This window comes from Phycisphaeraceae bacterium, from assembly GCA_020851465.1.
GTDB lineage: Bacteria > Planctomycetota > Phycisphaerae > Phycisphaerales > Phycisphaeraceae > JADZCR01.
In genome coordinates, this window is the sequence record JADZCR010000006.1 from 209,197 (window position 1) to 225,395 (window position 16,199).

General features: G+C 58.8%; 14 protein-coding genes. 9 read left to right on the top strand and 5 right to left on the bottom strand.

Annotated elements, in window-relative coordinates; genetic code table 11:
• The first annotated feature begins 196 nt into the window (after positions 1-196).
• Positions 197-1,084, top strand: coding sequence for an undecaprenyl-diphosphate phosphatase (locus IT444_07385; GenBank protein ID MCC7192588.1), 888 nt, complete (start codon positions 197-199; stop codon positions 1,082-1,084).
• Here the strand turns inward: IT444_07385 and IT444_07390 are convergent.
• Positions 1,062-2,048 carry an alcohol dehydrogenase catalytic domain-containing protein gene (locus IT444_07390; GenBank protein ID MCC7192589.1) on the bottom strand — a complete coding sequence of 329 codons (987 nt, stop codon included), beginning with the start codon at positions 2,046-2,048 and terminating at the stop codon, positions 1,062-1,064. The two genes, IT444_07385 and IT444_07390, sit on opposite strands and share 23 nt — an antisense overlap.
• A gap of 146 nt (positions 2,049-2,194) precedes the next feature.
• Between IT444_07390 and IT444_07395 the strand changes: the two genes are divergently transcribed.
• The 4 genes from IT444_07395 to IT444_07410 all read left to right on the top strand — a co-directional run bounded on the left by IT444_07395 (position 2,195) and on the right by IT444_07410 (position 6,863).
• The gene (locus IT444_07395) at positions 2,195-3,097 is read left to right on the top strand and encodes an NAD(+)/NADH kinase (GenBank protein MCC7192590.1); all 903 of its coding nucleotides are present in this window, start codon (positions 2,195-2,197) and stop codon (positions 3,095-3,097) included.
• A gap of 258 nt (positions 3,098-3,355) precedes the next feature.
• Positions 3,356-5,212, top strand: coding sequence for a signal peptide peptidase SppA (gene sppA, locus IT444_07400; GenBank protein MCC7192591.1), 1,857 nt, complete (start codon positions 3,356-3,358; stop codon positions 5,210-5,212).
• Positions 5,213-5,339: 127 nt separating this feature from the next.
• Positions 5,340-6,167, top strand: coding sequence for a 2-C-methyl-D-erythritol 4-phosphate cytidylyltransferase (locus IT444_07405; GenBank protein ID MCC7192592.1), 828 nt, complete (start codon positions 5,340-5,342; stop codon positions 6,165-6,167).
• 318 nt (positions 6,168-6,485) lie between these two features.
• Positions 6,486-6,863 (top strand): RNA-binding protein, encoded by a 378-nt coding sequence (locus tag IT444_07410; protein ID MCC7192593.1) that lies wholly within the window; start codon positions 6,486-6,488, stop codon positions 6,861-6,863.
• Between the two features lie 152 nt (positions 6,864-7,015).
• Here IT444_07410 and crcB read toward each other — a convergent pair whose 3' ends face one another.
• Positions 7,016-7,408 carry a fluoride efflux transporter CrcB gene (gene crcB, locus IT444_07415; protein ID MCC7192594.1) on the bottom strand — a complete coding sequence of 131 codons (393 nt, stop codon included), beginning with the start codon at positions 7,406-7,408 and terminating at the stop codon, positions 7,016-7,018.
• Positions 7,409-7,445: 37 nt separating this feature from the next.
• Positions 7,446-8,336: an aminotransferase class IV family protein gene (locus IT444_07420; GenBank protein MCC7192595.1), complete on the bottom strand. Its 891-nt coding sequence runs from the start codon at positions 8,334-8,336 to the stop codon at positions 7,446-7,448.
• A gap of 217 nt (positions 8,337-8,553) precedes the next feature.
• Here IT444_07420 and rpmE point away from each other — a divergent pair, with 217 nt between their 5' ends.
• The 3 genes from rpmE to IT444_07435 all read left to right on the top strand — a co-directional run bounded on the left by rpmE (position 8,554) and on the right by IT444_07435 (position 12,952).
• Complete coding sequence (gene rpmE / locus IT444_07425) at positions 8,554-8,811, top strand: 50S ribosomal protein L31 (GenBank protein ID MCC7192596.1); 258 nt, start codon at positions 8,554-8,556, stop codon at positions 8,809-8,811.
• Positions 8,812-8,988: 177 nt separating this feature from the next.
• Positions 8,989-10,077, top strand: a complete 1,089-nt coding sequence (gene prfA, locus IT444_07430; GenBank protein MCC7192597.1) for a peptide chain release factor 1 — start codon at positions 8,989-8,991, stop codon at positions 10,075-10,077.
• A gap of 91 nt (positions 10,078-10,168) precedes the next feature.
• Entirely contained in the window at positions 10,169-12,952 is a 2,784-nt protein-coding gene (locus IT444_07435; GenBank protein ID MCC7192598.1) for a hypothetical protein, read from the top strand.
• A gap of 35 nt (positions 12,953-12,987) precedes the next feature.
• Here IT444_07435 and trpB read toward each other — a convergent pair whose 3' ends face one another.
• Positions 12,988-14,196 (bottom strand): tryptophan synthase subunit beta, encoded by a 1,209-nt coding sequence (gene trpB / locus IT444_07440; GenBank protein ID MCC7192599.1) that lies wholly within the window; start codon positions 14,194-14,196, stop codon positions 12,988-12,990.
• 323 nt (positions 14,197-14,519) lie between these two features.
• On the opposite strand from trpB, the gene IT444_07445 reads away from it, so the two are divergent.
• The gene (locus tag IT444_07445; GenBank protein ID MCC7192600.1) at positions 14,520-15,278 is read left to right on the top strand and encodes a hypothetical protein; all 759 of its coding nucleotides are present in this window, start codon (positions 14,520-14,522) and stop codon (positions 15,276-15,278) included.
• A gap of 16 nt (positions 15,279-15,294) precedes the next feature.
• Here the strand turns inward: IT444_07445 and IT444_07450 are convergent, their stop codons facing one another.
• Positions 15,295-16,194 (bottom strand): FHA domain-containing protein, encoded by a 900-nt coding sequence (locus IT444_07450; protein MCC7192601.1) that lies wholly within the window; start codon positions 16,192-16,194, stop codon positions 15,295-15,297.
• Positions 16,195-16,199: the final 5 nt, after the last annotated feature.

The window sequence follows — 16,199 nt, forward strand, 5'->3', positions numbered from 1 at the left end:
TGGACACAATCCATCCATTGATCCGGATAATAGGATGATAGCCCTGACAACCCGGGATTGCCAACTCCGAAATGAAAATGCTCTTCCAACCATCGGGCGTATCTCGCCGATAGCTGTTATCTGTCGATGAGACAACAATCAATCGTCGGTTGGTCCGTGGCAGGGCATACGGTCTGCCTGACATGAAGGAATACGCATGGATTGGTGGCAGGCTCTGATACTTGGAATCGTCGAAGGTGCGACCGAGTATCTGCCCGTCAGCTCGACCGGCCACCTGATCGTCGCTATGCGCGCCATCGGACTGGAGAAAACTCAAGCTACGGATGCTTACGCCATCTGCATCCAGAGCGGCGCGATCCTTGCCGTGCTCGGTTTGTACCGCGCGAGGTTCCGGCAAATGGCCAAGGGGCTATTGGGCCGTGATCGTCAAGGCCGTGAGCTGGCACTCAACCTCACCATTTCATTCGGTATTACCGGCGTGCTGGGGTTGGCCTTCAGCCACTGGATCGAGAAACACCTGTTTCTCGTCAGTTATGTGGTGATGGCCTGGTTAGTCGGCGGGCTTGCCATTCTGCTGGTGGCGTGGTCAAAACAGGGACGACCCGGGCGAGTCGGTTTTGATCTCGACACGCTGGGGTGGAAGCAGGCTGCTGTCATCGGTCTGGCGCAGGCGTTGGCGATGTGGCCGGGAACCAGCCGTAGTCTGATTACCATCGCAGCCGGCCTGATGCTGGGAATGAGCATTGGTGCAGCGGTGGAGTTCAGCTTTTTGCTTGGTGTCGTCACGCTGCTGGCGGCTGGTGCGCTTAAGGCTTACCAATCCGGTCCGCTCATCATGGACATGGGGCTGACCAACGTCTTGATCGGCATCATCGTTGCCGCCCTTGCCGCCTGGATTTCAATCAAGTGGATGGTCAGCTACCTGCGCCGACATGGGCTGGCGATATTCGGGTATTACCGGATTGCCATCGGCGTGGTGGTGGGGCTGCTGGTCATCAGCGGGTGGCTGCCTGACCAGATCAAATCCACGAAGGTATCCGTTCCGCCCAGAGCAATCGAGGTCACGGCTCCAGCAGTACCTTGATGACTCCGGGACTCCGCGCGGCACGCAGCGCATCAACTCCATCAGCGAGCTTCATGCGCCGACTGATGAGGCTCAGCACGTCAATTTTCTGGGTAGCCAGCGCAGTCAACGCCTCGCCGAACGGCCCGCAGCGGCTGCCGATGACCTGAATCTCGTTGATGACCAGCGGCGAGAGATCGACCGGTGCTTTTGCGCTTTGCTCCGGCGCGACGGTGGTCTTCATGACAATTTTCCCGCGCGGCCGGACCATTTTCATCGCGGTGGGCAGACCGCTGGCTGAACCGGTGCAATCAACGACGATGTCCTGATCGGCTCGCAGACCGACATCATCCAGCACGCGGTGCTTGACGCCCCATTTCTCACATAGCGCGAGTTTTTCCGGGTGCTTGCCTACGAGTCGAACCGTCGCGTTGAGCTGGCTCATCACCTGTGCGCAGAGCAGACCCAACCGACCATCACCGAGCACGGTGATGAAGGGTCGCCCCTCGATCGTGAGTTGCCGGATGATCTGATAGGCAGCCGCGAGCGGTTCGGTGAATACCGCGCGGTCGTCGTCGATGGAGTCAGGGACTGCCAGCAGATTCTGGGCCGGAAGGGTGAATCGCTGCGCGAAGCAGCCGTCGCGCCCGGCGATACCAAGTACCGTCCGGTCGCGGCAATGTTCGCGCAGGCCGGCCTTGCACATATCGCATTTACCGCAGATGCAGTTGATCGTGCCTACGACCCGCTTGCCCGTCCACTGACGGGCGACCTTTGCATCGCGGGTGTTGACCTCTTCAACCACACCCACAAACTCATGACCAAGGACGCCCTTGAAACCCATATACCCGCGGCAAAGCTCCAGATCGGTCGCACAGACACCCATGCGGGTCGGCCGGATCACCGCTTCCCCCGGCGCGGGACGGGGATCCGCATGGGTGGGTTGGAAGCGGGCGTTTTGTCCGTCGAAAACCAGTGCGTGCAAGTGGATTCCTCCGATTCGTCTTTATCGGTCGAACGAGGCGGAGCGATAAACGAAAAGGTGCAGTGGAAGTTCAGGCGTTTTGGGATTTGACCGGATTGCGTCCTGTCTGTTCTCTCTTTCCGGTGAGACGCCGTTAAACTGTTCGCATGTTGCGACCGCGTGTTCTCATCCTTGCAAATCGTCGAAAGCCCGCAGTGGTCGATGCGCTCGAGGGCTTTCGTCCGTGGCTATCGGCTCATGCGGAAGTTGTGGGCGAGCCGGACATCACTTTGCTGACGCGCGAGACGGCATCCGCGATGCCTCATGCCGACCTGGCGCTGGTGCTGGGCGGTGACGGCACGCTGTTAGCGCAGGCGCGTAACGTCATCGACCTGGGATTGCCCATCCTTGGGGTGAACTTCGGCAAACTCGGTTTTCTTGCGGAGTACAGTCTGGATGATCTTCGCCGACACTGGGATGAAGTAGCGGCGGGGCGTGTCCGGCGGACGAATCGTGTGGTACTCGATGTCGCGGTCCACGAAGCGGACGCCGTCATCAACGCCAGCGGATCATCCGCCAAGCCGTCATCGGAGTTTATTGCGGTGAACGATGCGGTGATTACCGCCGGCCAGCCGTTCCGCATGATCGAGCTGGAAATGACGATTGATCCCGGATCGAGGCCCGGTCTGGACGGGGCGACGACGTTTACCGGCGACGGATTGATCGTCTCGACTCCCAGCGGCTCGACCGCCTACAACCTCGCAGCGGGCGGCGCAATCGTCAGCCCTGATCTGGATGCGTTTTGTCTCACGCCGATTTGTCCGCACACGCTGGCGTTTCGACCGCTGGTGATCAGTGCTGCGACCCCCGTCCTGATTCGTGTGAACCGCGCCAACGAGGGCACCACGCTGGTGATCGATGGCCAGCTCCCGCTGACTCTGAAAGCCGGACAGCAGATATTCCTTCGCCGCTATACCCGATCACTGGTACTGATTCATAACCCGGAACTGAGCTACTGGAAGATGCTGGCCAAAAAGATGCACTGGGCAGCACGTCCTCGCAGCACGTGAAGTCTTCGTATCCGAATCATCGTGAATGATGTAAGTGGGAGCGATTGCCCGCGAGTTGGACCGTTCCCGGCAGCATCGCGCCGCAGTCGATTTTCTCCTCACGCAGCCACCTGTGGTGCACTGGTGATAAACAAGTCACTAGCTGCTTCAATGTAAACCGCTGCCTGGCGGTTATAGCTCGAAAAACTGACGAGAGACGAACCCTATCTTTCCCGGCTATCCTTAGGGTTCTTCTCACCTGTTCATACGGAGTCCATCATGCTTACGCAGATTCGTCGCGTTGGATTCTTGTCGGGTCTTGTGGTCCTGATGATGGGTTGGCCGACGTGGGCGAAAGAAACGGCACCAGCCCCGAAATCGCCGGTCTCTGCAACGCAACCGGCGGAGGCTGAGGTCTCCACCCCTCGTGTCGGATGGATTGATCTGACCGGCCCGATTCCTGACGCACCGCCCGGATTGGCGTGGGTCACCGAGGCCGATGCCGACCCCTCGCTTCGACATCTCACGCGGCAAATACGCCGTATCGCTGACGACAAGAAATATGCCGGCCTGGTGATTTGTCTCGATGAGCCGGAGCTTGAGCTTTCGCAGATCGATGAGTTGACAGAGGCGATCAGCCACGTCCGTCATGCCGGTAAGAAAGTCGTCTTTTTCGCTGAGCAGTACGACCTGCGCAGTTATCTCCTCGCCTGCGCGGGTGATCGGATTTTATTGTTACCCAAAGGTCAGATTGAGTTGGCCGGCCTGAGCATGGAGGAAATCTACCTCACCGGCCTACTGGAAAAGCTCGGAGTAAAGGCGGACTTTATTCAGGTCGGCAAATACAAGGGCGCCGCTGAGCCGCTCACGCGCGTCGGCCCCAGCGCAGAGTGGAGCGAGAATATTGACCGGGTACTGGATGATCTTTACCAAAACATCGTCAGTCGCATTTCGACCGGTCGAGGCATGACTGCGGACGAGGTTGAGAAAGCCTTTGCCGATTGCTGGACGATGAGCGATGAACAATACGTGGAGCGCAAGCTCGTGGATGCGCTGAGCGAACACACGCTGACGGACGAAACGGAAAAAATCTTTGGGGCTGCGTTTGTGTGGGAGGACATGCTGGAAGCGTCAGCGCCTGCCCAGACTGCGGGTAATCCCTTCGCGTTGCTCCAACTCCTGATGCAGGAGAACAAGGTTAAGACCAAGCGTGCGACGATCGCGGTCATCAATGCTTCGGGGCCGATCAGCAGCGGAGACAGTGTCAGATCGGAAGGGGCAGGTCTTTTGGGTAGTGAAAGCATCGGCAGCAGAACGCTGGAACAGACCTTCGACGAAGCCGCCGCTGATCCGAATATCAAGGGCATTGTGCTGCGGATTAATTCTCCCGGCGGCTCGGCACTGGCGAGTGAAGTGATCTGGCAGGCGATGCGCGCTGCTGCTGATGAAAAGCCCGTGTGGGTTAGCGTTGGCCCTATGGCGGCCAGCGGCGGCTACTACCTCGCCTGTGCCGGCGAAAAAATCTACGTCGGGCCTGACAGCCTCATCGGTTCCATCGGTGTTGTCGGCGGGAAGATCACCCTCGGCGGACTCTATGAAAAGATCGGACTCAGCGTCCACCGGCGGTCACGCGGGCCGATGGGGGATATGTTCAACAGCGTCGAGCCTTTCACCCCCGCACAGATCAAGTCCCTCGAGTCAGCGTTCAGGCGAACGTATGACCAGTTCGTTCAGCGGGTCAAGGCTGGCCGGGGGAATCGTGTCAAAAATATGGATGACGTGGCACAGGGCAGAGTCTTCACCGGACGACAAGCTGTGACCAATGGCCTGGCGGACCGCGTCGGTGGAATCGACACCGCGGTGCGTGACATGGCAAAGGAGTTGAACCTCCGCCCCGGCACGTACGACGTGGTCAACCTTCCCGCTCCGATGTCGCTTTCCGAATATCTGGAACAGTTCCTTGGCGGCATGGCGATGGCGTCGGCTCCGCCCGATCAGGCAGCGGTGCTCGCGCTGGCTCAGCAACTTCTGGGTACGCAACGATGGTCGGCGATCCGCGCATCCATGTCGGGGATGATGTTGATGGGAGATGAGCACGTGCTGACCCTGATGCCTTGCGTCATCGTGGTCAAGTGAACGCAGCCTGTGTCGAGATAGGGATTGATCGCGTATCAGGTCAGGATTGAGGCACATTGCGCAGTGGTGTCTCCGGTACAGGCCGCAGCATCCGCACATGAATAGCGGAGTTCAATAAAATCCATCCATGAAGATCTCAGTGATACTTCCCGCAGCGGGTCTGGGTAAGCGTTTCGCCGACGCGGAAGGTCGGAATAAGATCGAGCTGGACCTCGCGGGTAAGCCGGTGTTTCTTCGCGCTCTGGAGTTGTTTCTCAATCGTCCAACAGTAGGGCAGATCATTCTTGCAGTGAACCCGGATGCTCTGGAAGACTTCCAGTTCAGGTGGGGTGACAAGCTGGCTTTTCATGGCGTGACGATCGTGGCTGGCGGGCGGGTGGAGCGATGGGAAACAGTGCTGCGAGCTCTGGCTGCTGTCCGAGATGGCTGTACCCATGCTGCGATTCACGATGCGGCTCGACCGCTGACCAGCGCAGCACTGATCGACCGCGTGTTCGAGGCTGCGACCAGGTATCCAGCGGTGATCCCCGGCCTGCCAGTGGCCTCGACACTCAAACGCCTCGCGGATATGACATCGCCCTCCGACGCAGACCCGCTCGATACGATCCTTGGCAGCGCAGGGGCGAAAAAAATCGAAGTCAAACAAGTGGTCGCAACGGTCGATCGTGCGGATCTGGTTGAGGTTCAGACACCACAGATTTTTGAGCTCAGCTTGCTCAGGCGTGCGTATGAACCGCTGGTCTCCGGCAAGCGCGACGGCAGGGGCATCACCGACGATGCCGGCCTCGTAGAAGCTCTGGGCGAGACGGTCCATGTGGTGGCGGGGGAGTCCACGAATCTGAAAATCACACGACCTGAAGATCTCAAGCTCGCCCAAGCCTACATCGCCGCCAATGAACAGAAAACCGTCTCAGCCGTGGCGAAAAAGCGGTTATTCAAAGATGAAGACGATTAAGCAGGGCGGCTAAAGACTGGATTTTTCGATGTGATCCCATCGTTCTCGTCAGGTGACGATCTTTCCACGATCGCTTTGATGCGGGGGAGAGGGGTACCGGCGGAATGGTATTTTTACACCCCCCTTTTTATTTTTTGAGATTCACGTTAAACTACACTTCGGTTGGTTCGTCGGACGAGTCAGGTATGCCATCCTCATTTCAGATGCCGCGCCCGAGTCTCTCCCTCCTTCCACCTTCCTGGGCCAGAACGTCGGCCTCTTTCGGCAGTGACCCGGAAAGCAACAACAGGGTCGGATCGCCCAGTGATAGGAGATGCCATGGGCAAGAAGTTGTACGTCGGGAATCTGTCATACAAGGTTTCGAGTTCTGACCTCGAACTGCTGTTGTCGCAGTTCGGCAAGGTTGAGAGCGCTGAGGTCATTCAGGACCGCGAGACCGGTCGGAGCAAAGGCTTCGGCTTTGTGGAAATGAGCACGGACGAGGAAGCGCAAGCCGCAATCGCCGCGCTGTCAGGCAAGGAGCACGATGGCCGCGCTCTGACCATCAACGAAGCACGTCCGCGTGAACCGCGGGGCGGCGGGTTTGGTGGCGGTGGCGGCGGCGGTCGTGGCGGCTACGGCGGCGGTCGTGGGGGTGGCGGCGGCGGCAGCCGCGGCTACGGTAACGATCGCGGCGGCGGTCGTGATCGGTATTGAGTTTCTCATTCCGCGCCCGTTCGCGGAATCGACAACTCAAAACGCAGTTTGAGATTACAAAACCCCCGGCAATAGTCGGGGGTTTTTTATTTTCAGCAAAGCATTTCCGTTGGTGTAAAGTTCCGGGTAAACAGCGTCAGACCTCCGGCGGATTAGTTCGCCATGAGTTCGATGGCTCGTATTCCCATCCACAGAGCCGCGACGCCGACCGCAAGGCTCAGGGAGACATACGCCGCCGCGATGCCGTATTCGCCGCGTCGCAGCAGGAGTGTGGTTTCCAGACCGAAAGCCGAGTAAGTTGTGAATCCGCCGAGAATCCCCGTGAACAGAAAGGTTTTGCCTTGCTCTGAGAACAGCCCGTATTTTTCAGCCAGTCCAGTAAGCAAGCCCGCTGCGAGGCAGCCCAGAATATTGATGACAAAGGTCGATACGGGAAACCGCGCGTTTTCGGAATGATGCAGCACCCATCCGCCAAGCGCATACCGCATGATGGCACCCAGCCCGCCACCCAGCCCGACAAGTCCGACGAGGAAGATTTGATTCATCGCAAAACTCCCGCACAGATGCGGAGCAGGACAGGCCTCACATTGTTTCACGCGTGATCAATTCCAACAGGCCGGTGCGAAGACGTCTGGTGGTCTGACCGACCTGTCCGTTGCTGATCGCCTTTTTTTCCACTCGCGTCACCGGCAATACGAGCCAGCTTGAATTGGTCAGAAATACTTCATCGGCATCGAGCAGGTCGGGCACGCTGAGCATCCGCCGCTCGATGGGAATGTCGAGTTCTCTCGCCAGTTCGACCACCGCTGCGCGGGTGATTCCCGGCAGAACCGGTGCCGGCAGGGAACCCTGCGTCTCCTCACCACGGGCAAAGGGTGTCAGGAGCTTGCCGTCTCTAACGAGGAAGATATTGCTGATCGCGCCGCCAGCCAGGTGATTCGATACGTTCAGCCAGATCGCCTCACCTGCACCTGCCGACGCCGCCTGACGCAATGTTCGCAGTCGCCCCCAATAGGAGAGCGTCTTGTGCCCCGCAAGCGGATCAAAGGGGTTGGCTGCAGGCGGGGCGATCAACGCCATCACGCCGTTTTCAAAGTAAGCAGGGTCGTATCTAGTCGGCGGTTGAGCCGCGACCAGTACCGTTGGTTCCGGCGGCGTGGAAGGAGCGTCCTTGCGGAGCAGCGAGATCGCGCCGGCAGTCACGGTCAGGCGGATTCTCGCGTCCGTCAACTCGTTATGAGCGATGGTCTGCTCGACCGCCCGCTGGAGACTTTCCAGATTCAGTTCACGCGCCAAGCCGAGGTCGTGCGCGCTTTTCTGAAGCCGTTGCAGATGCGGAACGATGCGGAATACCTTGCCGTGAAAGGCAGCCATCGTTTCAAAAAGCCCCACCGAGTGCTGAAAACCAGCATCTTCGACGCTGATGGCAGCTTCCGCCGCGTCGAGCATCTGACCGTTGAGATAGACATCCATGCGATGAGTTTAGAGTCATTCACTGCGGAAGCACAAAACCCGACCTTACTCCAGCGGTGACCTTGAGGTTTCTACACGCGGGGTGCAGGCAACTCCGGCTATTCGGTCAATGAGGGAGGAAACCTCTGGCGGTTGCTCTTTATCCAGCCTCATTTATAATGCGCGGCTCGACCTCGGTATCCAAGCCCCGGTCTTGAGAGAAATGGAGTCCGTCATCATGCGTGAGAAGATCCACCCTAAGTATGTCGAATGCAAGGTTCGCTGTGCCTGCGGTAACGATTTCGTGACCCGCAGCACCAAGCCGGAGTTACACGTCGATATCTGCGCAAGCTGCCATCCGTTTTTTACGGGTAAGCAGAAGTTCGTGGATACCGCCGGTCGAGTCGAAAAGTTCCAGAAGAAGTTCGCCGGCCAATACTTTGGCAAGCCGGCTGGTGGAAGCGCCAAGAAGGGCGACAAGGCAGCCAAGGCCTAGGCAGGTTGATGATTCATCGCAAGGTGCAAAGGTGCGGAGCGTCGCTCCGTGGCTTTGCACCTTGTTGTTTTCAGGATGGTCAACGCGAGATGCGATCATCTCGAATCGGAATCTCAAAACGGCTGCCAATCGAGTTCCGGCTGGATGGAAACCGCAGGGAGCCAAGGTGAGTCGCGGATGGCCGAATCGTCTCCCAACCCGAAGCTGATCACCAAGCTCGATGCGCTGGCAGCACAGCACGACGAGTTGGAGCGTCAGCTCGTCGATCCGACAGTGGTCGTGGACCATCAGCGGGTGCGCGAGCTGTCGGTCAAACGAGCCTCGATGGCGGATCTCGTTACGCGATACCGTCGTTACCGCTCATTACGGCAACAACTGCAAGACAACGCAGCAATCATCGGAGAGGCGTCAGACCGCGAATTGGTCGAGATGGCCCAGGCGGAGATGCCGTCGCTGGAGCAGGAATCGACGACATTGCTCGAACAGATCATCAGTGATCTGGTCACGGCGGACGACCGCTCGGTCGGCTCAGTCATTCTGGAAATTCGAGCGGGAACAGGCGGCGACGAAGCGGGTCTGTGGGCAGGCGACATTTTCGATATGTACAAACGGTACGCGGCTCGGCGAGGCTGGGATGTTTCTCTGATGGATTTTTCGCCGGGAGATCACGGCGGCGTGCGAAACGTGATCGCGAACGTGCAAGGTCAGGGAGTGTGGCAGGGACTAGGCTATGAAGGCGGCGTCCACTGTGTCAAACGAGTCCCGGCCACGGAGGCGCAAGGCCGCATTCACACCTCGACCGCGACCGTTGCGGTGCTGCCTGAACCGGAAAAAGTGCAGATCGACATCCCCGAAAGTGATGTCAAGATCGACATCACCACCGCGCAGGGACCGGGCGGCCAAAACGTGAACAAAGTCGCAACCGCTGTGAACATGGTGCATATCCCCACCGGGATCGAAGTGAGGATGCAGGAGTCCAAGAGCCAGCATCAGAATCGCGCCAAGGCATGGCAACTCCTGCGCACGCGGGTTTACGACCACTACCAGCGGCTCAAGGATGCCCAGCGCGCAGCGGAGCGGTCCAGAATGATCGGCAGCGGTGATCGCTCCGACCGCATCCGTACCTATCGCTACAAGGAGAGCGTGGTCGTCGATCACCGGCTGAACCTGTCCTTTCCGCTGCAGGCGACAATGGATGGCGACCTAGACGCGATCGTGCAGGGATTGATCGATCAGGATCGATCGCAACGGCTGGCAGCTTTGTGAAGCCGCTCTCTGATGAGGTGCTCCCCCTGGCGATTCTCCGTGGCGGCACTTCGGCTTAAGCAGGACGCGCCGGAGACCCGATAACAAATGAGTGATCCAGCGGGTACACATCCTGCTCCGCGCTGTTTTTGCGCTCGTGCTGATCCTCAGCACGCTGTCAGCGGTTGTGCCTGCGCGTGGTCAGACGGTGAACGAAAGACTTGCTGCGTCGGATAGGTCTTCGCAGCAGGTTCAGGAGCGGCTTGTTGAACGCTTCGACTTCGAGGAACGCGAAAAGCAAAACTTCGAGGAATTACCCGTTCACTGGTTTCCGATCGGCCGCCGACGTCCGGACTCGGACGCCGGATTCTCTCGCTTCAAATTGCATCAGGAGTTGATGCGGCGACCCGGCTATCCCATCTACTGTGATGTCCGTTTTGACGACCGCGAAAAAACCAGCGGGAAAAACAGCCTCTATCTGGGACTCAACGGCGGCAGCGCGGGAGCGTTTCTGGAAGTCGGCTCCGTCCCTGTCGTACCCAACAGCGACTACCTCATCACCGCCAACGTCCGCACGACCGTATTGGAACACGCGCGCGCTCGACTCGTCGCGTACTTCGTTGACGGCAAGGGACAGAAGATTCCGGAAAGCGTGTCCGAATCTCCTCTGACTCGATCCGACAACCGCTGGGACGCGCTGAGCGTCTCGCTCCGTGGAGATTTCGGTAAGGCTGCGTGGATCGGCCTCGAAGTGCAATTACTCCAGCCGCGCGAACAGCTCACGGAGCCGGCGACGAAACATCAGGTCGTCTATGAAGAGGTGCGGGGCGGAGCGTGGTTTGACGACATCGCCATCTGGCAATTGCCGCATGTGATGGTCGAGACCCAGAGCCGCGTGAACATCATCCGCATGCCTGAACGGCCCAAGCTCTCGTTGCAGGTGCGTGATCTGAGCGGACGGCAGCTTGATGCGATGGTCACGATTTACGACCACGCCATGAAGCCGGTCGTGACCACTCATCAGCCCGTGGGTAACGGTGCGCCGTCAGCGTGGAAAATCATCCCCGAATTACCCGGTTACGGCTGGTATCTGGTGGACCTGATTGTGCGTGAGCCGATGAGCACCGACGTGACACCGGTGGCGCGGGCGCAGACCGCGTTTCTCTGGCTCGACGATGAATCGCTGCTCTCGGTCACGGATGCGACGAAGTTTTCCATCTCCGCGGAGGATGTGAGCGACGAGGAACTGGACCTGCTGCCGATGTTCTTTGACCGCGCCAGGGTGGACTCGGCGATTATCAGCGCATGGTCACGACATTCCACGCTTTACAACCTTGAGGACCGTCAGGTACGCATCGATCACGTTTTGCAAGGTATGGCTCTGCGCGGGCGCGATGTCTCGCTGAGTCTCGCACCGGTGCCCGAAGACCTGGCGCGTTCACTGGATATCGACCCTCAGAGTCCGCTGATGATGTTGACCAAGCCTCAGTCCGCGTGGATGCCTTATCTGGCACCGACCGTACTGCGTCATGGTCAGCGTGTGCGGCACTGGCAGTGGGGCACGACACGCGATGCAGACCTTTTTTACATCCCCGACCTGCCCGCGGTGGTTGCGGAGGCGATCCTGGAGCTTCAAAGTCTGGCTCCTCAGCCGACATCTGTTTTACCCTGGCAGATCAATCAGGCCCGCCGGCCGGAGGTGTCGAGCGAAGTCAGCTACGCGCTGGATGTCCCCGCCTCCGTCGCGCCAGCCCAGATCAGCAAGTATCTGGAGCCTTGGCGGGAATCGCCCGTGCGGCCGTTGCGGCTGACGCTGCGCTCGCCCCGTGCCGATCAGGTGTCGCATCAGGCACGAGTGATCGACCTCACCGAGAGGATGCTCTACGCATGGGAGGTCGGGGCAACCGGCATGACGCTTGATCGACCGTGGGCGACGCTTGTCGATCGTCAGACTGTGATCGTGCCCGACCCGCTGGTGGGCGTTTACACGACCGTCGCGCATCGACTAGAAGGACGCCGTGTAGTCGGCCACCTGCCTTTAGGCGAAGGCCTTGAGTGTTTTATTCTCAATGGCCCGGCGGGGGGTATGCTCGTCGCGTGGAACCGTGCTGCCAGTGACGAAGATGCCGTGATCGATATGTACCTCGGCCCGTCTCCCGCTGTGACTGATGTCTGGGGCAACCGCGTAAAGGTCAAACTGACCGACGGCAGGCACAGGATCACGCTGGGCAAGACGCCGATTTTCATTGATGGAATTGATCCGTCACTGGCACTGTTCCGTGCGAGTTTCAAAATCGACGAACCCTTTATCGAGTCCACACAAACCACGCACGATCGAGGTATCACGATCACCAACCCCTGGCCTCGCACGATCAGCGGCTCAATGCTGATTACCCAGCCGACGGATTGGCGTGTCGAACCGCGGAAAAGTTTCTTCTCCATCGCAGCAGGTCAGAGTTTTACCGTTCCGGTCCAGCTTTCTTTTCCTGTTTCAGAGGTTGCGGGAAAAAAGAAACTGGTGGCGCGATTCGATTTCCAGAGCGATCAACATTACGTGGTTGATATCGCTGCGGACTTTGAGCTGGGACTTAAGGATGTGGACTTCGACGCTGATCTGTTGTTGGAACCCAATACGACTGGCGGCTCGGATGCGGTGGTAACGCAGCTCATCACCAACAACGGCAACAAGGCGATCGCGCTCTACACCTTCGCTAATATGGCCGGTTTTCCGCGTCAGGAACGCATCGTCTCACGCCTCAAGCCGGGACAATCCATGGTGCGGCGATTCCGATTCGTTAACGGGGGAAACAAACCCGGCAGCGTGATCCGCGTCGGACTGCGGGAATCAAGCGGCCCGGCAGTCTTGAACAAAGTGGTGATCGTGCCTCAAAAGTGACGTAGCATCTGATCCCGCGCGAAACCACGGGTTGCTCACGCCTTTGATTCGAGTCCCATCAGGCGAACCGCCTCATCCAGGTCTTTGTCGCCGCGTCCCGACAAATTGACGACCATGATCTGATCTTTGGACATCTTTGCAGCCAGTGACAAAGCGTGCGCCAACGCATGGCTCGATTCGAGCGCAGGGATGATGCCCTCGCTGCGTGTCAGCGTGCGGAAGGCTTCGAGAGCCTGCTTGTCGGTCACAGCCGTATAGCGGACCCGGCCGACATCGTGCCAGTAGGAATGTTCCGGGCCGACGCCGGGATAATCCAGCCCCGCAGAGATCGAGTGGACGTTGGCGGTCTGGCCGTCCTCATCCTGCAAAACGTAGCTCATCGATCCGTGCAGGACGCCCGGCCTGCCGAAAGTAATGGTTGCTGCATGTTCACCGGGGAGGTTGGATCGACCGCCGGCTTCGACGCCGACGAGTTGAACGGATGAGTCGTTGACGAACGGATAAAAAATCCCGGCTGCGTTGGACCCGCCGCCGACGCACGCCACGATCGCGTCAGGCAGCCGGCCGAATCGCTCCAGACACTGTGCCCGACATTCGCGCCCGATGACGGATTGGAAGTCGCGGACGATCATCGGAAACGGATGCGGGCCGACGACCGAGCCGATGATGTAATGCGTGTAATCGCTCGACTCCATCCAGTCACGCATTGCGGCATTCGTCGCATCCTTGAGCGTGCGCGAGCCGGACTCGACAGGAACGACCTTCGCCCCCAGTACCTCCATCCGCAGAACATTCGGCCTCTGGCGTCGCATGTCCTCGACACCCATAAAGACGTTGCACTCAAGGCCGAAGACGGCAGCGGCAGTCGCCGTGGCCACTCCGTGCTGGCCGGCACCGGTTTCGGCGATGATGCGCCGCTTTTTCATCCGTAGCGTCAGCAGAGCTTGCCCCAGCGAGTTGTTGATCTTGTGTGCGCCGGTGTGTGAAAGGTCTTCCCGTTTGAGATAAATGCGCGCTCCGCCAGCCAATTCAGTGAGCCGTGATGCGAAATAAAGCGGAGTTTCTCGACCGACGTAATCACGCAGCATCTGCTCGAACTGTTTCTGAAACTCTGGATCTTTTCGCGCGCGATCATATTCAACGGTGAGCTGGTCAATGGCAGCGTGCAGCGTCTCCGGAACATACACGCCGCCGAATTGACCGAAACGACCATGCGTATCGGGCACGGCAGTGGGGGTAGGCATATCGGAAGATCGAGTCATGGGATTACTGTACGGGTCCAGCCGGATAGTGCCAAGTGCGTCCGAGTGCAGCGGTATTGCGGATTATGCCGTTCAGACAAGCTCCGTCTGATCCGGCCCGCATGACGAGTACAAAGTCAGACCGCCGGTTCGGAATTTACACGGTACTTCGCGTGTTACCTGATTTTCGAGTAAGCGGAAGAATGACGTATGGTTAAGTGGGATACGGGCTTGGACGATGGAGGGGGATAGAGGACTCGCCGGTGCATGTCGCGCTGTGCGTTTGTCCCCGAATCGGCACTTAACGTGTCGTAAATGAGACCCGCATGTCGGATGCGAAAGTAGAGCCATCTCTCACTGCTAAGCCGGCCCATCACGCCGGGTTGACTTTCTCCGTAGCGCGTAATCTGGATGAAGTCACCGCCGCATGGCGCATGGTTTACATGGCGTATCGCCGCTCAGGTCTGATTGAACCCAACGCTTACCGCATCCACACCGCTCCGCAGGCCGTTGGTCCGCATGCCGCGGTGATCTCTGCGCAAATCGGTGAGGTCACGGTTTCAACACTCACTGCATTTGCAGATGGTCCGGTCGGACTTCCGCTGGATCGCGTTTACGAAGCCGAGCTAAAGGCATTCCGCGCCGAAGGCCGCTCGCTGATGGAGGTCGGCCTGTTCGCTGACCGCCGCATCGAGTTGCACCGTACTGCCGAATCTCTTTTTGAACTGATGCGGTACGCCTTCTATTACGGGCTGCGCACGAAAGTGACCGACTTTGTCATCGGCGTGCATCCGCGACACGCAAGGTTCTATACCCGTGCTTTCGGTTTCGAAGCGATTGGCGGCACCCGCACTTACCCGGCAGTCAATCATCGCCCCGTCGTCCTGCTCAGAGGCGATCTGGATGCGAAGCTGAAACTCACCCCACTCCACCCGGCACTGGACTATTTCGTGAACAACCCGGTGCCCACCACGCTTTTTGATGAGCGGTTTTCCTTCGCAGCATCGGCCCTTGGCGGCTCGATCATCGAGCAGTTCCTTGCAGCGCAGGCCCGCGATTACGACGAGCGTGCCAAGTCCGCTTAAACCAATCACTGCCAGCCTATGACGATTTGCGATGCCCCGCGGCTACCGCGCGCTGCCGCGAAGCGTTCTGGTAAACCTCGCTGTTGGCGTCCGGGAAAATCTGGATCACCTTGAAAAACGCAGCGTCTGCACCGACATAATCCGGCTTTTTCAGCAGGTCGTAGGCCCGGTTGTAGGCTGTTGTCACTTCTTCGACCAGTTTGCTTTGCACCGCAGCGAACTGTAATTGGTCAATTCCCTCAAAATCTTTCTTCTCCATGTTCGCCAGAGCAAGCTGGTAGGCACGGTAAGCGGCATAAAGATTCCGGTCATCCGTGTCGAGCTTGTTGTAATACTCCTTCGCATCGGAGAGATAGCGCGAAGCGTCGCCGATGTTCGGCGTAGTCACCGTCATCGGTTTGCAGACAGCATCGCGGATCTGCTCCGCACTCAGACGCGGCACGCTCGTACCGTTTTTGTCGGCGGGATCATCCAGGAGATCCTTGGCGACAATCACGGCCAGCGTCATGACCACCAGGTAGATGCCGATACCGATCCACAGCTTGGTCTTGCGATTGGCTTTTGACTGAACCGGCTCGTCGGTCGGAGCCACCGGATCGACAAGACTGGCGGGAGCAGGGTCGAACAGCACCTGAAAAACCGGATGGTCGCCGACCGCAACCATGTCTTTATCCATGAGCGGTTGTGCTTTGCGGGTGACGCTGCGACCGTTGACACGTGTGCCGTTGGGGCTGAGATTGACCAGCACCCACTGCCCTTGAGCGTAGCGCAATTCGCCATGCTTGCGGGACGCGGTAGGTTCGGAAAGAACGATGGCGTTGCTCGCATCACGACCAAAGGAGATAACCGGGTCCGTGAAAGCTTCACGGCGAGTCGAGCCGGGGCCGGTGATGATCTGGACTGAAATCGTGGACATATCAA